The sequence below is a fragment of the Kribbella sp. NBC_01484 genome, assembly GCF_036227145.1.
In the GTDB taxonomy this organism is placed as follows: Bacteria; Actinomycetota; Actinomycetes; order Propionibacteriales; family Kribbellaceae; genus Kribbella.
Genome location: NZ_CP109437.1, coordinates 5,174,718 through 5,193,457, shown reverse-complemented (window position 1 = coordinate 5,193,457; position 18,740 = coordinate 5,174,718). Strand labels below are relative to the sequence as shown.

The following is an 18,740-nucleotide window of genomic DNA, read 5'->3' as shown; positions in this document are numbered from 1 at the left end:
AGCGCGGATGAGCGAGCAGCGGGTGGCGATCGTTACCGGGGCGGCCCGGGGAATCGGTGCGGCTGTGGCACAGCGGCTCGCCCAGGACGGGAACGCGGTTGCCGTGCTGGACCTCGACGAGGGCGCCTGCGCCGGGACCGTGAAGGCGATCACCGAGGCCGGCGGCCAGGCCATCGCGGTCGGCTGCGACGTCAGCAAGTCCGACCAGGTGACCGCCGCGGTCGACCGGGTGGTCGCCGAGCTGGGCGCGCCGACGATCCTGGTGAACAACGCCGGCGTGCTGCGCGACAACCTGCTGTTCAAGATGTCCGAGGACGACTGGGACACGGTCATGTCCGTGCACCTGCGCGGCAGCTTCCTGATGTCGAAGGCCTGCCAGGCGCACATGGTCGAGGCGGGCTACGGCCGGATGGTCTTCCTGTCCTCGACCTCGGCGCTGGGCAACCGCGGCCAGGCGAACTACGCGTCCGCGAAGGCCGGCCTGCAGGGGCTGGCCAAGACGCTGGCGATCGAGCTGGGCAAGTTCGGCGTCACCGCGAACGCGATCGCCCCCGGCTTCATCGAGACCGACATGACCGCCGCCACCGCGGCGCGGGTCGGGGTCGACTTCGAGGAGTTCAAGAAGGCCACCGCCGCCACCATCCCGGTGAACCGGACCGGCAAGCCGGAGGACATCGCCGCGGCGGCGTCGTTCTTCTGCAGCGAAGAGGCCGGCTTCGTCTCCGGTCAGGTCCTGTACGTCGCCGGCGGACCCCGGAACTGAGGGCAGACGGGATGACGCAGTCGTTCAACGGCATCGACGAGGTCGTGCACGCGGTCGGCACCCACCTGGGTGAGACCGAGTGGCTGGAGATCACCCAGGAGCAGGTGAACACGTTCGCCGACGCGACCGGTGACCACCAGTGGATCCACGTCGACGTCGAGCGCGCGTCGAAGGGCCCGTACGGCGGGACGATCGCGCACGGTTACCTCACGCTGAGCCTGATCGCGCGCTTCGGTGACGAGCTGTTCTCCATCGACGGCGTCACCGCCAAGCTCAACTACGGCGTCAACAAGGTCCGCTTCCCGGCTCCCGTCCCGGTCGGCACCCGGGTCCGCGCCGGCGCCTCGATCGCCAACGCCGTCGAGACCCCGGCCGGCGTCCAGGTCTCGCTCAACTGGGTCATCGAGCTCGAGAACTCCACCAAACGCGCCTGCGTCGCGGAGACCGTCGTACTGCTCGTCCCTTAGAGGGGGCAGATCAGGACGGCGTGGGTGGTCACGCGGTCGTAGCCGAGCCACTCGTTGACGGCGAGCATCGGCGCGTTGCCGTCGTAGTTGGCGGTGTACGCGCCTCGCACCCCTGCGCCGGCGGCACGCTGCAGTGCGGCGGACTTGACCAGCTTGGCCAGACCGCGGCCGCGGTACTGCGGCAGCGTCGCAGTCATCTTGGACCAGATCCGGTTCCGATCGCCGTGGCCGAGCGTGAACGCGACCAACTGGTCCTGGTACAGCGCGGCCACGCTCAGGTCGAGCACCATGTCCCGCGATCGCCAGATCGCGGCGAGCCAGTCGTCGTACGGGCGTGAGGTGATGTTCGCGTCGCCGGGTTTGGTGCGCTGGGCAACTTGATCGGCCTCGTACAGCTGCTGCGGATCGACGTCGGTCAGCGGGACCAGTTCCACGCCGGTCGGGATCCCGGGCACCTCCGGCGCCTTGCGGGGGTCGATGCCCGCGTAGTGCACCTGCCGGGTCTGCCGGTAGCCGCGCCGGGTTGCCCACTCCACCGTGGCGGGATCGGCGAACACCCGCGCGCTGGTCGCGCCGGCCGACCGCAGATCCTCGTGCGTTGCCTCCAGCAACTTCGACCCGATACCCCGGCCCCGGTGGTCCGGACGGACCAGCAACCGCAACTGTCCGTCCAGCGGTTCCGACCCGGCGATCAGCTCGGTCGTTGCCCACCCGACCACTTCACCGGCATCCACCGCGGCGAACGTTCCGTTGCCCGCGACGGCGGGCGAGGCCAGTCTGCGCGTCACCGCGCCCCGGGTGACCACCAGGTACGGCGCCAACGCGTCGTGCAACGCGATCGCGCCTTCGACATCCCCCGTTGCGGCCGCCCTGATCTCCATGCAATCTCCTTGCGAACTCCTTCAACGAGTCCTCCGGAACATAGCGCGCATTCAGGTGCAGACCAATGACAGCTCTGTTTCAGAGCCGCGGCGCGAGGATCATCCGGGCACCGGAGACGTCGAAGGACAGACGGTAGCGCTCGAGGTAGTCCGCGCCCACCAGCCCGTCGTGGATGATGTCCTGGAACTGCACCCGCGGCGCCTGCTGCGCGGTCTCCGGTGCGGCGGCCAGGTGCACGCTGCCGCCGATCGAGACCCAGTGCCGGGTCCATCCGTAGCCGGTCTCGTCCGTACCGGTCCGCGTCGTCACGTCCGGGCTGTCGAGATCGACCCCGCAGTCGGACACGTAGCGCGTGTCGAGGATGAGGCTGTCCGATCCGGTGTCCACCTCGACGCAGATCTCGCGCCCGCTCGGCAACACCAGTTGAACGAAAGGATCCACCGACACCGACTCCCGCCGGATCTCGAGCGGAATCTCGTACCCGTCGACGGCGAAGTCCGCCCGAGGGCGGACGGTCAGGGTCGACGCAACCGGGTCGGTGGTGACCACGTGCTGCTCGAAGAACGCCGGACCGAGGATCCCCGCGAATCCGTTCGGGCCGTCGATGTCGCCAAGGTCCGCGACTCCCGCGACGTGCGCGTCGACGGTGTAGTCGCCGAACGCGAGCGTCGGCAGCCGGACCAACGGTGTCTCGACGGACTGTCCGGACATCCGCCGGCCGGTGAACGTCTCAGCGCTCGGCTGCACGTCGGCACGCGCCGCGAGCGCCGACGACACGACGGTGATCCCGATCCCGGTGTCGACCAAGAACCGGTACTCGTCCCCGCCCACCGTCACCGGCACCCGGACCAGCTGCTGGACACGGTCGAACCCGACGGTCGTCATCTAGCCGGCCAGTGTGCGCAGGAGACCGAACTCCGTCTGGACGCGCTGATAGCCCAACCAGTTGTTGACGGCAAGCATCGGGCCGTTCTCGTCGTCGTTCGACGTGTACGCCGCGGTGATGCCGGCCGCGGCGGCCCGGCGGAGGGCGACCGACTTGACCAGCTTGGCCAGCCCCCGGCCGCGGTACGCCGGGATCGTGCCGGTCATCCCCGACCAGGCCCGGTCGGCGTCGGTCTCGACCACGGTGAAGCACACCATCTCGTCACCCACCATCGCGGCGACGCTCAGCGACTTGTCCAGCGCGGGACCCTGCCAGATCTCCTCGAGCCATCGCTCGTAGTCGATCGAGTCGATCGGCGAGTCGCTCGGCTCGTCCAGCGAGGCGATCGAGTCGGCGGTGTACGCCTGTCGCGGGTCGACCTGGTCGAAGGTCACGAGCTCGATGCCGGCCGGGGTCGTCGGCTGCTCGGGCAGCGACCGTACGTCGACGCCGGAGTAGTGCATCTGCCGCGTGCCGTCGTACCCGAGGTTGTGGGCGAACTCGAGACCGTCCGGGTGCACGAACGCCCGCACGCGGATCGCGCCGACCTCGGTCAGATGCTGGTGCAGCCGGTCGGCGAGCGCGGTGCCGATGCCCCGCTTGCGCTGGTCGGGATGCACGTAGATGGACAGGTGGCTCTGGCCCGGTTCGCTGGTCCAGACATTCAGGCCGGCCGATCCCCAGGCAACCAGTTCGCCGTCGGCCTCCGCGACCAGTGGAAGGAACCGCTCCCCCGGCGTCTGCACGGTGATCATGTGCCTGGTGGCCGCCGGCGACATCACCTTGTACGAGTAGACCGCCCGGCGCACTGCCGCGATCGCGTCGGCGTCATCGCCGACGGCTGACCGGATCACCACCCCTGTCGTCATGCCGGGACCTTAGCCACGACGCCTGCCACACGCCATGCATTAAGAACAGCAACGTGATCGCAACGGCTGCGCGCGTCTTGTGATTCTGCTGTGCGGTCGACTGGCACTACAGTTACCCGGTGCTGTCGGACTGACCGCCCCGACCACCGGAAGTGCCATCGTGCTGGGACACGACGGGGTCACCGGTGGCGGGGCGTCCGCGGGGCTCACCCTTGTCGGCCCGCCCGCGACTGCGCATGCTGGCGGAATGAGCCGGACCCGGCGGATCGTCGTACGCTGCCTGGCCGGCGTCTACGCACTGCTCTGGCTCCTGCCCGGTTTCGCCATCATCGATCTGACGGTGACCTGGGATCGGTCCTGGCCAGTCATGCTGGAGGCCGGCTGGGGCCTGCTGTTCGGAGCCCTGGTGGCCGCTCCGTTCGCGGCTCTCGTCGTCGTCCCGGATACCCCCGGTGCCGTCCTCCAGTTGATCACCGTGTGCCTTTCGATCGCGCTGGCAGCGACGCTCTCACTGGCGTGGGCGGCAGCGGTCCTCGCCGCCGTACTGGCCGCTCAGATCGCAACAGTCATGCTCGGCGGCCCGCGGCGACCATGGCGTGCACTGGGACCACGCCAACTGTCGTGGCCCCTCCTCACGGTTGCCGTTGCGGGCAGCGGGCCCTGGCTCACCTACGCGTTCAGAATGTTCGCTGCTGACCGCGCGAACCGGCCGGACAGCGACGTCACGCTCGGCGTGGACCACTACGCCATCCAGGGAGCGCTCGCGCTGGCACTGGTCAGTCTGACGTACCTCGGCGCGTTGTGGCCGGATCGGTTGTGGGCGGCCATGTGCGGGGTCGCGGTGTCGGCCGCCTATCTAGGCATCGTTTCACTGGCGCACCAAGGTACCGCCGGTGGCTTCAGTTCGGGCTGGTCGTGGGCGGCCATCGCCTGGGGCGCGGCTGCCGTGGTTGCCGCCTCGTTCAGCCGGCTCCGCCGATCTGTCTGAAAAGGCTTGACGTCAAGAGTTGTCAGGAGTAAGTAGCTCTTATGCAGATTACAGATGGAGCGGCTGCGGCTAGCGTGCTGGCCGGGTTGATGGTGTCCGACGGGCCGCGGGCGGAGTTCGTGGAGGCGTTCCGGCCGTTCGCGCCGTTGATCGGCAGCTGGGATCTCGACGTCGCCTGGTACGACGACGACGGCAAGGTCACCCGGCAGACCAAGGGCGAGTGGCACTTCGCCTGGGCCCTCGACGGCCGCGCGGTCGCCGACATCTGGATCACCCCGAGCCGCGCCGCCCGCGGCACCGACGGCGACGGCGAGTGGGGCCTGTCGATCCGCATCCACGACCCCGAGCTGAACGCCTTCCGCTCGACCTGGCTGGGCCCGAAGGCCGCGTTCGTCATGCCTTTCATCGCGCGGGCCGACGGCGACTCCATCACCCTCACGTCGCAGACCGCCAACACCCGCTGGGCGTTCACCGGCATCACCGAGACCAGCTTCCACTGGCGCAACGAGGACCAGGCGGACGACGGCCGTGTCATCCTCCGCCAGACGTTCGAGGCAAAGCGTCAGCTGTAGACCGCCACAGCGGCCTCGGCGAGCCGCAACATCCTGGACCGTAGGTCGACCGGCTCCAGCACCTCGACATCGCCCGCGAAGCCGAGCAGTACACCACATGCGGCCTCCTGGACCCGGAAGTGCAGGCGCAGATGCGGCCACTCGTCATCCGCCGGCACGTCCCGGGCGACAGACCCTTTGGCCAGCATCGGTGTGGCGATCCGCCGTACCAGCTCGACCCGCTCTGGTCGCACCCGGATCAGCACATCGACCCCGACCGGCATGTTCTGCTCGAGTCCGGACCGCAGCCGGTCCCACTCCGCGCGGACGTCCAGTCGGTCAGGCCGTACGGCGGCGGCCTCGAGCACATCCACCTGCTCGACCCGGGAAACCCGGTACATCCGCGCCGTCCCGCGATGCGCCGCGACGAGATACCACCGGCCGGCCTGCTCGACCAGCCCCCACGGATCGACGGTACGACGCTGAAGCCCCGCACTCGCGGACGCATAACGCAGTCGCACCCTGCGCTGCGCCACCACCGCCTGCCGCAGCACCGGCAGTGCACCGTGATCCTCGGCCTCCGCGAACCACCGCCGACGATCCACCACGATCGCACCCGACAACGCATCCGCATCGTCCTGCAGTGCCAGCGGCAACGTCGACGACAGCTTGCCCATCGCGGACTGCAGCGCATCCCGCAGCCCCAGCTCCTCCGACAACGCGGCTCGCCCCGACCACGCGAACAACGCCTGCGCCTCGCGCGGCGTCAGCCCACTCACGTCGGCCCGATACCCCGGCAGCAGCACACAGCCCCCGTTGCGCCCGCGCTCGCTGTAGACCGGTACGCCGGCCGCCGACAGCGCCTCCATGTCGCGCAGGACCGTCCGCGTCGACACCTCCAGCCGCTCAGCCAGTTCCCGCGCACTCAGCCGCGCATGCCGCTGCAGCAACAGGATGATCTGCAACAACCGGTCCGCTCGCACGGTCTCAACAATATGCGACAGAAGATGTCGCATATACCCCGCGAGGCTGTCTCCATGAACAACCTCGTGAACGACCCCCGTCCGATGTTCGTCCTCGCCCTGGACCAGACCCAGGCGATGATCGACACCATCGGCGCCGGCGAACTGACCCAACCGCACCGACCTGCTGGACGACTCACTCGCCGTCTACTGCCTGCCGCTGGTCCGACGGGCGATCCCGGCCGAGCCGCGTGGCGGACATGTCCCGTTCGGCTCCGTCGTACCGGTTGCCGACGACGCGTCGCCGTACGACCGGCTGGCCGCCTGGCAGGGACGTCAGCCCTAGACGATCCCGCCGTTCAGGGTGAGGCCGCCGTCGATCGTGATGGTCTGGCCGGTGATCCACGACGCCTCGTCGGACAACAGGAACCACACCAGCGAGGCGACATCCTCCGGCCGGCCCAACCGCTGCAGCGGGTAGGTCGACGCGACCTTGTCCTCACGGCCTTCGTAGAGAGCTCCGGCGAACTTGGTCTTCACCACCGCGGGAGCCACCGCGTTGACCCGGATCTCCGGAGCCAGCTCGACCGCCAGCTCCGCCGTCACCCGGGACAGCATCGCCTTGGTCGCGCCGTACCAGCCGATGCCGGGTGACGGCGCCAGGCCGGCCACCGAAGACAGGTTCACCACGGCGCCACCGTGCTCACGCATCCAGGCGTCTCGGCAGGCCTTCACCCATGCGATCGCGGCGAGCACGTTCGTGTCGACCATCTTGGCCGCGACCGTCTGGTCGATGTCGAGCAGCTTGCCGTAGATCGGGTTGATGCCGGTGTTGTTCACCAGCAGATCCACCGACCCGTACGTCGCCACCGCGGCAGCCACCACCGCACCGCGGTGCGTCGGATCGGCGGCGTTGCCGGCGACGCCCAGCGCGTGCTCGCGGCCGCCGAGGGACTCGACCGCCTGGTCGAGGGTCTCCCGGGTCCGGCCGGTGATGACCACGCGCGCGCCGTCCGCGACCAGGCGCTGTGCGATCGCCAGCCCGATCCCCCGGGACGCTCCGGTGACGATCGCCGTACGGTTCTCCAGGCCCATCAGCTCAGGCGCTCGAGCACGATCGCCATGCCCTGCCCGCCGCCGACGCACATCGTCTCGAGCCCGAACTGCTTGTCCTCGAACTGCAGCCCGTTCACCAGCGTGGTCATGATCCGCGCGCCGGTCGAACCGAACGGGTGCCCGAGCGCGATCGCGCCACCGTGCACGTTCAGCTTGTCCTCGTCGATGCCGAGCTCGCGCGCCGACCCGATCACCTGGACCGCGAAGGCCTCGTTGATCTCGACCAGGTCGATGTCGTTGATGCTCATGCCAGCCCGGGCCAGCGCGTGCTTCGACGCCTCGACCGGACCGAGGCCCATGATCTCCGGCGACAGACCACTCACGCCTGTCGACACGATCCGGGCCAGTGGGGTGAGGCCGAGCTCGCGCGCCTTGGTGTCGCTCATGATCACGACCGCCGCGGCACCGTCGTTCAGCGGGCAGCAGTTGCCGGCCGTGACCGTCCCGTCCGGGCGGAACACCGGCTTGAGCCCGCTGACACCCTCGAGCGTCGTCCCCGGCCGGGGGCCGTCGTCCTTGCTGATCACAGTACCGTCCGGCAGCGTCACCGGAACGATCTCGCGCTCGAAGAAGCCGTTGCCGATCGCCTTCTCGGCCAGGTTCTGCGAGCGGACGCCGAACACGTCCTGCTCGGCCCGGCTGATGCCCCTCAGCGTCGCCACGTTCTCCGCGGTCTGGCCCATTGCGATGTAGATGTCGGGGATCTGGCCGTCCGCGCGCGGGTCGTGCCAGGTGTCGTTGGTCTCGGCGTACTTCTCGGTCCGCTGCACCGCGTCGGTGAAGACCGGGTTGAACGACGTCGGGTCGCCGACCCCGGCGGAGCCGAAGTTCTTGTACCGCGACACGCACTCGACCCCGGCGCTGACGAAGATGTCACCCTCGCCGGACTTGATCGCGTGGAAGGCCATCCGCGCGGTCTGCGTCGACGACGCGCAGAACCGGTTGACCGTCGTCGCCGGCGTGTTGTCCCAGCCGAGCTGCACCGCGACCCGGCGAGCCATGTTGCCACCGTGCTCGTCGTGCGGCTCGGCGCACCCCAGCGCGAGGTCCTCGATCTGGTCGCCGGTCAGGCCGACCTTGCCGACCGCCGCCTCGATCATCTGTACGGCGAGGTCGTCCGGCCGGATCGTGGTCAGCGACCCCTTGTACGCGCGGCCGATCGGCGAGCGGGCCGTGGACACGATGACTGCTTCAGGCATTGTGGTCCTTCCTAGAGGCCGAGGTCGCGGCCGATGAGTTCTTTCATGATCTCGTTCGAGCCGGCCCAGATCTTCGTCACCCGGGCGTCCCGCCAGGCCCGCGCCACCCGGTACTCGTTCATGTACCCGTAGCCGCCGTGCAGCTGGACACACGCATCCAGGATCTCGTTCTGTACCTGGGCGCTCCACCACTTGGCCTTCGCCGCGTCGACCGCGGTCAGCCGGTCCTCGTCGTGCGCGACGATCGCGTTGTCGACGTACGCCTGGGTGACCTCGGCCTTGGTGACCAGCTCGGCGATCACGAACTTGTTGTACTGGAACGAGCCGACCGGCTGGCCGAACGCCTTGCGCTGCTTCACGTAGTCGATCGTCTCGGCCAGGATCTGGGTCGCCTGCGCGATGTTCGACACCGCCGCGCCGACCCGCTCCTGTGCCAGCCGCTCCATCATGTGGATGAAGCCGCGGTCCACCTCGCCGAGCACGTTGTCGTCACTGACGAACACGTCCTCGAAGAACAGTTCCGACGTACCCGACTCGCTCTGGCCGACCTTGTCCAGCTTGCGGCCGCGGGCGAAGCCCTCCATGCCCTCCTCGATCACGAACAGCGTGATGCCCTTCGCGCCCTTGGCGGGATCCGTGCGCGCGGCGACGATGACCAGGTCGGCCATATCGCCATTGGTGATGAAGGTCTTCGACCCGTTCAGCACCCAGCCGCCGTCGGTCTTCTTCGCACTCGTCTTCAGCGCGGCCAGGTCCGACCCGCCGGAAGGCTCGGTCATCCCGATCGCGGCGACGTACTCACCGGAGCAGAACTTGGGCAGCCAGCGCTGCTTCTGCTCCTCGGTGCCCAGATCCACCAGGTACGGCGCGGCACAGTCGAAGTGGATGCCGAAGCAGCTGGACAGCGACGCGGAGACCTTCGAGACCTCCTCGGCGAACACCGCGTTGAACCGGTAGTCGCCGACGCTCGAACCGCCGTACTCCTCCGGCACGTCGAGGCCGAGGAAACCCTGCTTGCCGGCCTCCAGCCAGGCGGCCCGGTCGATCGTCTTCTCGTCGAGGAACTGCTCCATCCGCGGCACCAGCGAGCGGTCGCAGTACTCCTTCGCGATGGCCCGGAACGCGTGGTGGTCCTCGGTGAAGATGGCGCGCTCCATGGGGCCTCCCGAGAAGTGAGATCAGTGGCGCTGTGTTGCATTTATCGCTTCGCTAAGCGCTTGCTTAGCTTCACGCTTTCGGTGCATGGTGTCAACGTGTCCGCAGTCACCAGTCCCCTGGTTTGGGAGCACGTCCAGCCGGCCGCCGCCCGCCGGCTGCTCACCGGCGCCGTCGAGGCGTTCGCCGAGCGCGGCTTCCAGGCCACCACCACCCGCGACATCGCGTCCCGCGCGGGGATGAGCCCGGCAGCGCTCTACGTGCACTACCCGTCCAAGGAGCGCCTGCTCTTCGAGATCAGTCTGTACGGCCACAACGCGGCTCTCGACGTACTGCGCTCTGCCGACAGCGGCTCCACGCCCGCCGACCGGCTCCGCTCTCTCGTCTCCGCCTTCACCGCCTGGCACGCCGAGCACCACACCATCGCACGGGTTGTGCAATACGAGCTCGCATCACTCAGTCCGGATCACCTGGCCGAGGTGGCCACGATCCGGCGGGCCATCTCTGCCCAGATCGAGCAGGTGCTGTCCGACGGCGTACAGGACGGCTCCTTCGCCGTCTCCGACCTGCCCGGCACGACCCTCGCCGTACTCTCGCTGTCCATCGACGTGGCCCGCTGGTACACCCCCCACCGCGGCGACCCAGATGCCCTGGGCAAGCTGTACGCCGACCTCGCCCACCGGATGGTGCAGGCATAGCAAAGACCCCGCACCTGATGGTGCGGGGTCTTTCGCGTACTGGCGTCAGACCTGCAGTGCGGCCTGGACGTCGAGGTGGATGTCCACCTTGTCACCGATCAGCAGCTTGCCGCCCTCGAGCGGCACGTTGAAGTCGATGCCCCAGTCCTTGCGGCTGATCGAGGTGGATGCCTCGAAGCCGATGATGGTCTGGCCGTAGGCGTTCTGGTCGACACCGAGGAACTCGACCGCGAGCTCGATGCTCTTGGTCACGTTCTTGATGGTCAGCTCGCCGGCCAGGACGTAGTCGTCGCCCTCCGGCTTGAAGGCGGTGCTGACGAAGGTCATCTTCGGGCTGTTCTCGGCGTCGAAGAAGTCACCGGAGCGCAGGTGCCCGTCGCGCTGCTCGCTGCGCGTGTGGACGGAGGCCAGCTCGACGGCGACGTTCGCGGTCGACTCCTCGAGGGAGTCCTTGACGATGATCTCGCCGGCGTACTCCTGGAAGGTGCCGCGGACCTTGGTCATCAGGTGACGTACAGTGAAGCCGATCTCGCTGTGCGCGGTGTCGATCGCATAAGTACCGGCGACCAGGCCGGGGATGGTGCTGGTCGGGGTCGTGCCGGTAATGGCAGTCTCGCTCATGGGTTCCTCTCGGGAAAGTGTTCCTACTGGTCGGGGGGCGACGCAGCCGGGGACTGAAAGTTCAATTTTCAACCTCTGACCACGACAGTAGGCTTCAACGGTTTAAAAGTCAACTACATTCCCGGTACACTGTTCCCGTGACGATGACGACTGAGACCCGGTGGTTGGACGCCGAGCAGCAGGTGGCGTGGCGTGCGTACCTGCTCGGAACCGCACGCCTGATGGCCAAGCTGGACGACGACCTGCGCCGGTTCGGCATCGGTATCAATGACTACGAGATCCTGGTCCGGCTCTCCGAGGCGCCCGACCGGCGGCTCCGGATGGCCGATCTGGCCGACCGGCTGCACCAGAGCCGCTCCCGGCTGACCCACACCGTCGGCCGGCTCGAGGCCGCCGACCTGGTCCGCCGTACGTCGTGCACGAGTGACAAGCGGGGGGTCTGGGCCGAGCTGACCGAGTCCGGACTCGAGTTGCTCGAGCAAGCGGCGCCATACCACGTCGAAGGCGTTCGGGAGAACCTCGTCGACCTCGCCACCCCGGAGGACTTCGCTGCGGTGGGCCGCGTGTTCGACTCGGTGTCCGAGCACATCGGCCAGCGCTGACGGCCGGCCCGGGCAGTCACGTCGGGCCGGATGGTCACTGCCCTGATCCCGCCGGGGTGATCTCCAGCGTCAGCTCGTCCCGGTCGGCGCCGCGATAGGCCATCATCGAGTCGCGCATCCGCCGCTTGACCGGTGGCAGGTGGTTGACCGTGCGCATCGCGGTCCGCATCCCGGCCAGCGCCAGCCGCCCGATCACGGGCTTGTGCACCGGGTCGTCGGACGTCATCTGAGCCCGCGACTTGAGCACCGCGTCGAAGCCGTACTCGATCATCTTCGCCTCGTACTCGTGCACGGCCGGGATCAGTTGCTGTCGCCCGTCACGCACCTCGATCAGCGTCCGGCACAGGTTGACCGCGTCGCGCAGCGCGGTGTTCGCGCCGACGCCACGGCCCGGCGTCATGGTGTGGATCGCGTCACCGAGCAGGGTCACAGTCGTCGACTCCCAGGGCTCGAGCGGGACCGACGTCCAGATGTTCACCGGGAAGCAGGTGCCGGGATCGGTCAGCTCGAAGAGGCGGCGCAGGTTCGGGTGCCAGCCCGGCGTGACCTGGAGAGCGGTGTCGATCAGTTCCTGGCCGCGCAGCTCCATGATGTTCGCCGGCAGCTTGTCCTTGGTTGCCGACAGCCCCCAGTTGATGTAGTCGCGGGTGTTGTCGAACTGCAGTCCCGGCCACTGCCGGATCAGCTCCTCGGTGTTGCCACCGATCCCGCTCTTCACCCGACCGTCCCGGTCCCACTGGAACTCCATCACGTGCAGGATGCAGGCGAGCCCACGCGGTGCAGTGACGATCGAGATCCCCTCGAACACCTTGGGCGAGACGAGCTTCGCGCTCTCCTCGGTGATCGGGAGCTTCCCGGCGATCGCGATGATGCCGGTCTCCTCGGTCTCCGCCTGCGGCAGGTACTGACGCCGCACCCGGGAACCCGAGCCGTCGGCGGCGACCAGCAGATCGCCGGTGGCGTGCGTGCCGTCGGCGAAGTACGCCGTCACCTGATCGCCGTGCTGCTCGAACCGGGTGAACTCCTTACCGAACTCGACCACGTCGTCGAGACCGGTCAGCAGTACCTGGCGCAGCGTCATCCGGCTGATCGACTTCTCACTCTCGACCGGGTCCGTCGACTCCGGCAGGTCCATCGAGAGAACCTCCTTGAGGTCCTCGGTGAGCATGTTGAAGTACTTCGGGTCGCGAGCCTTCGTCGCCACGAACGTGTCGTAGAGCTCCGTCGGCAGCAGCGCGTGCAGCGCCCGGCTGCCATCAGGGTCGATGCCGACCCGGTAGCCGTGCAGGCCGTCCGTGCGCAGCGCGTCCCGTTCGAACACGGTCACGCCGATCCCGGCCCGCTGCAGGCCGTGCGCCAACGCCAGTCCGCCGGTCCCGCCACCGATCACCAGTACCTTCATCGCCGTCCCCTTTATCTCGGATCTTCAAGTATCTCGGTAATCCGAGTATCTTGGATATCCGAGAGAAATGCAACCCCTATGCTGAGGTGGACCATGACCAGTTCCCGAGACGAGCTCACCGGCGAGATCCAGCAGCGGATGATCCGGTTCATCGCCGGCGTGATCCTCTACAACCACGCGGTCTCCGCGAAGGTGGGACTGGGCGCCAGCGACTCACAGTTCATGACGCTGCTGCAGACCTACGGCCCGCTCACGCCGCGCCAACTCGCCGAGCACACCGGCCTCACCTCCGGCACGATCACCGGCGTGATCGACCGCCTGGAATCCCACGGCTTCGTCACCCGCGAACACGACCCGGCCGACCGCCGCAAGGTCGTCGTCACGCCGTCGACGCAGGCGATCCAGGACAAGCTGGTCCCCCTGTACGCCGAGCAGGGCCAGAGCATGCAGGCCGTCCTGGCCTCCCGCTCCGTGGCCGAGCTCCGCGTCATCTCGGACTTCCTCGCCGACTCGGTCAACTCCAGCGAGGCCCACTCGTAGTACCGCGGTACGACGGCCATCCGGCAAATCAATCCGCGGTACCACGGATCGGGCGTCGGGCGTTCCTAGCGTGGTCACCGAGGCGCCGGGAGATCCGGTTCCCGTGATCGAGGGAACAACGCGAATGATCGAGGCACACCAACTGACGAAGCGGTACGGCGAGACGACCGCGGTCGACCGGCTGGACTTCACGGTCAAGCCGGGAACCGTGACCGGATTCCTCGGCCCGAACGGTGCGGGCAAGTCCACCACCATGCGGATGATCATCGGGCTCGACGCACCGACCGGCGGCACGGTCGTCGTGAACGGCCGCCGGTACGCCGAGCACAGTGCTCCACTCCAGGAGGTCGGAGCGTTGCTGGAGGCGAAGTCGATCCACCCGGGGCGGTCCGCGTTCGACCACCTGATGGTGCAGGCCTACACGCATGGCATTCCACGCCGCCGGGTAGACGAGGTGATCGAGCTGACCGGCCTGCAGTCGGTGGCCAAGAAGCGCGCCGGTGCATTCTCTCTCGGAATGGCTCAGCGCCTGGGGATCGCAGCCGCGCTGCTGGGCGACCCGGCCACGGTGATGCTGGACGAGCCGGTCAACGGCCTGGATCCCGAGGGTGTGCTGTGGATCCGGAACCTGCTCACCGGGCTGGCCGCCGAAGGCCGGACCGTCTTCGTCTCGTCGCATCTGATGAGTGAGATGGCCCTGGTCGCCGACCACCTGATCGTCGTCGGACGCGGCCGGCTGCTGGCCGATACCAGTGTGCACGAGCTGGTTCGCCAGACCGCCGGAGAGACCGTGACGGTGGCGAGCGCCGATCCTGGCCGGCTGCGCGAGGTGCTGGCCGGACCGGGCATCGAGATCACCGGGCGGGCCGGCTCCGAGCAACTGCAAGTCACCGGCCTGGCGGCCCGGGCGATCGGGCTCAAGGCGGCAGAGGCGGGGATCGCGTTGTTCGAGCTCACCGCCAAGGCGATCTCGCTCGAGGAAGCGTTCATGGAACTGACCAAGGACTCCGTCGATTACCACGGCACCACTGAGGTCTCCGGGAGGGCCGCATGAGCGTCGCCACCTCACCCAGGACCCCTGACAGCGGTACTCCGGTCGCGCGACCGGCGTACCGGGTGACCGGCCGGCGCGTACTGCGTTCGGAGTGGGCCAAGCTGTGGTCACTGCGCTCGACCTGGATCACTTTGGGACTCGGTCTGCTATTTCTGGTGGGCTTCGGCGTGATCGCTGCCGCGCGGTACAAGTCCAGCGTCACGTCCGGCCGGCAACTGGATCCGGACTTCGCCGACGCCACCGCGGTCAGTCTGTCGCTGTTCGGTGTCGTGCTGGCGCAACTGGCGTTGGGCGTGCTGGGGGTGCTGGTCACCGCCGGTGAGTACTCCACAGGGATGATCCGGTCGACCTTGGCCGCCGTACCGCGGCGTCTGCCCGTCCTCTGGTCCAAGGCTGCTGTGTTCGGGCTGGTCGCGCTGGTCTTGGGTGCGGTCGGCGCGTTCGTCGCGTTCCTGATCGACAGTGGCATCCTGTCCGGCACCCAGGCAGCGCTGACGATGTCGGATGGCGGGGTCGTGCGCAGTCTGCTCGGTGCCGCGCTCTATCTGGGCCTGGTAGGCGTCATCGGCGCCGCTCTGGGGTCCCTGCTGCGCTCCGTGGCGGGCGGTATCTCGGTGCTGGTAGCCGCGCTCATGATCCTGCCGGGTCTGATTTCGCTGCTGCCGACTTCCTGGCACAACGCCGTTCAGCCCTACCTGCCGAGCGTTGCCGGCGAGTCGATGTTCAGCCTGCACCATGGCGCCCACACGCTCTCCCCCGGCGCAGGTCTCCTGGTGTTCCTGGCCTGGACGGCACTGGCTCTGGCCGGCGCCGCCTGGCGCCTGGTTCGCAGCGACGCCTGATTGCGGGCCGTCCGCCGGCCCGCTCCGACGGACGGCTCGGAGTCGGCGGCAACAATGGACAGGTGGCGACGATGAGCACGATCCGGATGGGACCTGCCGGCCGGCCGGCGGACTCCGATCCGCTGTGGCGACACCCACTGGTCGTCCGGTTCAGCCGGATCGGCCAGCGGCTCCGGCAGGTGGATGTGAAGCGACCGTGGGTGCTGGACACCTTCGTGGTGGCCGGTGCCTTCCTGGTCCTCTGCCTGCCCGACCTGATCCACCAGGGCGACCGCCGTAGGTTGGCTGACGTGTTCCCCGTTCTGCCGACCGGGGTGATGCTGGCTCTGCAGGCCGGCCTGATCCTGCCGCTGATCCTGCGCCGTCGCGCGCCCTTCGCGGCGTTCGTCGCCATCGCGGCGGTCTTCTGCCTGCAGTGGTCACAGAGCGCCTTCCTGCGCGCCGACGCCGCGATCCTCGTCGCGCTCTACAGCCTGACGCTGCACGGCCGGCTGCGCCAATTGCTCTGGGCCTGCGGAATCATGGTCGGCGCCATTGCGCTGGTCGCCGTCCAGGTTTCCGCCGTCACGTCGTTGCCGGAAGCGCTGTTCTTCCTCATCTGCGCTGTCACCGCAGCGGTTGCTATGGGGCTCGTCGTACGCATCAGAAGGTCGCAGTTGGCCGGTCTGCGCGAACGCGCCGCTCAACTGGAGATCGAACGCGACCAACGCAGCATGCTCGCGGCTGCCGCCGAACGGACCCGGGTCGCACGGGAGATGCACGACATCGTCGGCCACAACTTGTCGGTCATGATCACCCTCGCGGACGGCGGAGCGTACGCCGCCGGCGTGACACCCGATCGAGGTGCCGAGGCACTGCGGCTGATCGGCGAAACCGGTCGTGAGGCCATGGGCGAACTGCGCCGCATGCTCGGCGCGCTGCGCGAACATACCGACGCCCCCCAGCTGAGCCCGCAGCCAGGCATCGCGGACATCGACGCGCTCTGCGGTCGCATCCGGGCCGCCGGGCCACAGGTCGTCTACCGCACGGCGGGCCGCGTCGACACCCTCGACCGGGGCGTCCAACTGGCGGCGTACCGCATCGTCCAGGAGGCCCTGACCAACTCCCTCAAGCACGCGGGAGCCGAGACCGAGGCGCTGGTCTCGCTGGGCATCGCGGACCACCGGCTGCGGATCCGGGTACAGGACAGCGGACCGTCGATCGGTGCCGACCACTCGGTCGAGCCGGCCGGGGACGGTCACGGGCTGATCGGCATGACCGAACGCGCGGCCCTGTACGGCGGCACCGTCAGCGCGGGCCCGGGCGCGGGCGGCGGCTGGATCGTCCAGACCGAACTCGACCTGACCGCACCCAGAAACAACCTCGAGACCGCCTCATGACGACCGTACTGATCGTGGACGACCAGCCTCTCCAGAGGCTCGGGTTCCGCATGCTGCTGGAGTCCGTTCCGGAAACCCAGGTGGCCGGTGAGGCCGCGAGCGGCTCCGATGCGGTTCGCCAGGCCGCCGAGCTCCGGCCGGACGTGGTCCTGATGGACGTCCGGATGCCCGGCATGGACGGCATCGAGGCGACCCGGCAGATCGTCGCCAACGGCGGCCGGTCCCGGGTGCTGGTGCTGACCACGTTCGACCTCGACGAGTACGCCCATGCCGCATTGCGCGCCGGCGCGAGTGGTTTCCTGCTGAAGGACGCCCGGCCGGAGGAGCTTCTCGCCGGGATCCGCGCGGTCGCCGCCGGTGACGCCATCATCGCCCCGGCCCTCACCCGGCGGCTGCTCGACGCGTACGTGCATCATCTGCCCACCCGTACCGTGGCGCCGGAGGACAGCCCGAAACTCCGCGCGCTGACCGACCGCGAACGCGAGATCCTGGTCGCGGTCGGCCGCGGCTGGACCAATGCCGAGATCGCGGACAGGCTCTCGCTGTCCGAGTCCACCGTCAAGACCCATGTCGGCCGGGTCCTGGCCAAGATCGGTGCCCGCGACCGGATCCAGGCAGTGATCCTCGCGTACGACCTGCAGCTGACCTATCCGAACTCGGCGTCGATGTAGCGATCAGCTAAAGCCTTTGAGTCCGTCGCCCCGTTTCGGGGAACCTTTGCGGCGTGACGGAATCTCACCAGGACGGCCGGGCCGGTATCGACGCGGCACTCGTACGGCGATTGATCGCGCAGCAGTTCCCGCAGTGGGCCGACCTGACGGTGACGCCGGTCAAGATCGACGGCTGGGACAACCGGACGTACCGGCTGGGCACCGAGCTCACAGCACGGTTGCCCACGCACGAGAGCTACACGGCTGCCATCGACAAGGAACACGAATGGCTGCCGGTCCTCGCGCCGTACTTGCCGGTGGCGATCCCTGAGGCGGTGGCAAAGGGTTCACCGGGTGAGGGGTATCCGTACCACTGGGCGATCCGCCGCTGGATCGACGGCGAGACGGCGACGTCGGAGAACATCGCCGACCTGGACGAATTCGCCCGGTCGATCGCCGAGTTCATCCTTGCCCTGCAGAGTCTCGACGCCACTGGCGGACCGGTCGCCGGCGCGCACAGCTTTTACCGTGGCGCGCCGCCGGAGTATTACCACGACGAGACCGTCGAGGCGCTCGCCGTACTGAAGGGGCGGATCGACACCGACCTGGCCCGCGAGGTCTGGGACGCCGCACTCGCGACCTCGTGGGACCGGACGCCGGTGTGGTTCCACGGCGATATTGCCTCTGGCAACCTCCTGGTCCGCGACGGCCGACTCTCGGCGGTCATCGACTTCGGCACCTCCGGAGTCGGTGACCCGGCGTGCGACCTGGTGATCGCGTACACGTTCTTCGCCGGCGAATCCCGCGAGACCTTCCGCGCGGCGGTCGGTCAGGATCGCGACACGTGGGCCCGCGCCCGCGGCTGGGCCCTCTGGAAGGCCCTCATCACCACAGACCTTCCCGTCGTCGAACGCGTCCTCGCCGACCACCAGATCCACAGCTGACCTACTGGCCGTCCGGACCCGCGGCAAGCACCTGCCGACCTGCCGTGATCACGCTGCGTCCTCACCCCTGTGGGGTGAGGCGCTCCGCTCCGTGACGAGGTGAGATCAGTTGCGTACGCCGCCGCCGGCCC

21 protein-coding genes are annotated in these 18,740 nt (G+C 68.5%); 12 read left to right on the top strand and 9 right to left on the bottom strand.

Features of this window, described 5'->3' with window-relative positions:
* The first annotated feature begins 7 nt into the window (after nucleotides 1-7).
* Both fabG and OG555_RS25575 read left to right on the top strand, forming a co-directional pair.
* On the top strand, nucleotides 8-763 hold the full coding sequence (fabG, locus tag OG555_RS25580; RefSeq protein WP_329475082.1) for a 3-oxoacyl-ACP reductase FabG: 756 nt from the start codon (nucleotides 8-10) through the stop codon (nucleotides 761-763).
* 11 nt (nucleotides 764-774) lie between these two features.
* Nucleotides 775-1,230 (top strand): MaoC family dehydratase, encoded by a 456-nt coding sequence (locus OG555_RS25575; RefSeq protein WP_329475081.1) that lies wholly within the window; start codon nucleotides 775-777, stop codon nucleotides 1,228-1,230.
* Here OG555_RS25575 and OG555_RS25570 read toward each other — a convergent pair.
* From OG555_RS25570 to OG555_RS25560, 3 genes are all read right to left on the bottom strand, one after another.
* Complete coding sequence (locus OG555_RS25570) at nucleotides 1,227-2,111, bottom strand: GNAT family N-acetyltransferase (RefSeq protein WP_329475080.1); 885 nt, start codon at nucleotides 2,109-2,111, stop codon at nucleotides 1,227-1,229. The two genes, OG555_RS25575 and OG555_RS25570, sit on opposite strands and share 4 nt — an antisense overlap.
* 79 nt (nucleotides 2,112-2,190) lie before the next feature.
* Nucleotides 2,191-2,997, bottom strand: a complete 807-nt coding sequence (locus tag OG555_RS25565) for a retropepsin-like aspartic protease (protein WP_329475079.1) — start codon at nucleotides 2,995-2,997, stop codon at nucleotides 2,191-2,193.
* A complete protein-coding gene (locus OG555_RS25560; RefSeq protein ID WP_329475078.1) occupies nucleotides 2,998-3,906 on the bottom strand; it encodes a GNAT family N-acetyltransferase in 909 nt (302 codons plus the stop codon).
* A 247-nt stretch (nucleotides 3,907-4,153) separates the two neighbouring features.
* Here OG555_RS25560 and OG555_RS25555 point away from each other — a divergent pair, with 247 nt between their 5' ends.
* Both OG555_RS25555 and OG555_RS25550 read left to right on the top strand, forming a co-directional pair.
* Nucleotides 4,154-4,894: a hypothetical protein gene (locus tag OG555_RS25555; protein ID WP_329475077.1), complete on the top strand. Its 741-nt coding sequence runs from the start codon at nucleotides 4,154-4,156 to the stop codon at nucleotides 4,892-4,894.
* Nucleotides 4,895-4,935: 41 nt separating this feature from the next.
* Nucleotides 4,936-5,466, top strand: a complete 531-nt coding sequence (locus OG555_RS25550; RefSeq protein WP_329475076.1) for a hypothetical protein — start codon at nucleotides 4,936-4,938, stop codon at nucleotides 5,464-5,466.
* On the opposite strand, the gene OG555_RS25545 is transcribed toward OG555_RS25550, so the two are convergent.
* From OG555_RS25545 to OG555_RS25530, 4 genes are all read right to left on the bottom strand, one after another.
* A complete protein-coding gene (locus OG555_RS25545) occupies nucleotides 5,457-6,428 on the bottom strand; it encodes a helix-turn-helix transcriptional regulator (protein WP_329475075.1) in 972 nt (323 codons plus the stop codon). The genes OG555_RS25550 and OG555_RS25545 overlap by 10 nt on opposite strands.
* A 321-nt stretch (nucleotides 6,429-6,749) precedes the next feature.
* A complete protein-coding gene (locus tag OG555_RS25540) occupies nucleotides 6,750-7,502 on the bottom strand; it encodes an SDR family oxidoreductase (RefSeq protein ID WP_329475073.1) in 753 nt (250 codons plus the stop codon).
* Nucleotides 7,502-8,722 (bottom strand): acetyl-CoA C-acetyltransferase, encoded by a 1,221-nt coding sequence (locus OG555_RS25535; protein ID WP_329475072.1) that lies wholly within the window; start codon nucleotides 8,720-8,722, stop codon nucleotides 7,502-7,504. The genes OG555_RS25540 and OG555_RS25535 overlap by 1 nt, the downstream gene beginning before the upstream one ends.
* 11 nt (nucleotides 8,723-8,733) lie before the next feature.
* Nucleotides 8,734-9,879 carry an acyl-CoA dehydrogenase family protein gene (locus OG555_RS25530; protein WP_329475071.1) on the bottom strand — a complete coding sequence of 382 codons (1,146 nt, stop codon included), beginning with the start codon at nucleotides 9,877-9,879 and terminating at the stop codon, nucleotides 8,734-8,736.
* Between the two features lie 96 nt (nucleotides 9,880-9,975).
* On the opposite strand from OG555_RS25530, the gene OG555_RS25525 reads away from it, so the two are divergent.
* Nucleotides 9,976-10,575, top strand: coding sequence for a TetR/AcrR family transcriptional regulator (locus OG555_RS25525; RefSeq protein ID WP_329475070.1), 600 nt, complete (start codon nucleotides 9,976-9,978; stop codon nucleotides 10,573-10,575).
* 45 nt (nucleotides 10,576-10,620) lie between these two features.
* Here the strand turns inward: OG555_RS25525 and OG555_RS25520 are convergent, their stop codons facing one another.
* The gene (locus OG555_RS25520; RefSeq protein ID WP_329475069.1) at nucleotides 10,621-11,196 is read right to left on the bottom strand and encodes a YceI family protein; all 576 of its coding nucleotides are present in this window, start codon (nucleotides 11,194-11,196) and stop codon (nucleotides 10,621-10,623) included.
* A gap of 143 nt (nucleotides 11,197-11,339) precedes the next feature.
* Here OG555_RS25520 and OG555_RS25515 point away from each other — a divergent pair, with 143 nt between their 5' ends.
* Entirely contained in the window at nucleotides 11,340-11,798 is a 459-nt protein-coding gene (locus OG555_RS25515) for a MarR family winged helix-turn-helix transcriptional regulator (protein WP_329484870.1), read from the top strand.
* A 34-nt stretch (nucleotides 11,799-11,832) separates the two neighbouring features.
* On the opposite strand, the gene OG555_RS25510 is transcribed toward OG555_RS25515, so the two are convergent.
* Nucleotides 11,833-13,200, bottom strand: coding sequence for an FAD-dependent oxidoreductase (locus OG555_RS25510; protein ID WP_329475068.1), 1,368 nt, complete (start codon nucleotides 13,198-13,200; stop codon nucleotides 11,833-11,835).
* 93 nt (nucleotides 13,201-13,293) lie between these two features.
* Between OG555_RS25510 and OG555_RS25505 the strand changes: the two genes are divergently transcribed.
* From OG555_RS25505 to OG555_RS25480, 6 genes are all read left to right on the top strand, one after another.
* Nucleotides 13,294-13,740, top strand: coding sequence for a MarR family winged helix-turn-helix transcriptional regulator (locus OG555_RS25505; RefSeq protein ID WP_329475067.1), 447 nt, complete (start codon nucleotides 13,294-13,296; stop codon nucleotides 13,738-13,740).
* A gap of 124 nt (nucleotides 13,741-13,864) precedes the next feature.
* Nucleotides 13,865-14,794 carry an ABC transporter ATP-binding protein gene (locus tag OG555_RS25500; protein WP_329475066.1) on the top strand — a complete coding sequence of 310 codons (930 nt, stop codon included), beginning with the start codon at nucleotides 13,865-13,867 and terminating at the stop codon, nucleotides 14,792-14,794.
* The gene (locus OG555_RS25495) at nucleotides 14,791-15,636 is read left to right on the top strand and encodes a hypothetical protein (protein WP_329475065.1); all 846 of its coding nucleotides are present in this window, start codon (nucleotides 14,791-14,793) and stop codon (nucleotides 15,634-15,636) included. Before OG555_RS25500 ends, OG555_RS25495 begins: the two co-directional genes overlap by 4 nt.
* Nucleotides 15,637-15,707: 71 nt before the next feature.
* Nucleotides 15,708-17,015, top strand: a complete 1,308-nt coding sequence (locus tag OG555_RS25490; RefSeq protein WP_329475064.1) for a sensor histidine kinase — start codon at nucleotides 15,708-15,710, stop codon at nucleotides 17,013-17,015.
* Nucleotides 17,012-17,686, top strand: a complete 675-nt coding sequence (locus OG555_RS25485; RefSeq protein ID WP_329475063.1) for a response regulator transcription factor — start codon at nucleotides 17,012-17,014, stop codon at nucleotides 17,684-17,686. The genes OG555_RS25490 and OG555_RS25485 overlap by 4 nt, the downstream gene beginning before the upstream one ends.
* 53 nt (nucleotides 17,687-17,739) lie before the next feature.
* Nucleotides 17,740-18,609 (top strand): aminoglycoside phosphotransferase family protein, encoded by an 870-nt coding sequence (locus tag OG555_RS25480; RefSeq protein ID WP_329475062.1) that lies wholly within the window; start codon nucleotides 17,740-17,742, stop codon nucleotides 18,607-18,609.
* The last annotated feature ends 131 nt before the right edge of the window (nucleotides 18,610-18,740 follow it).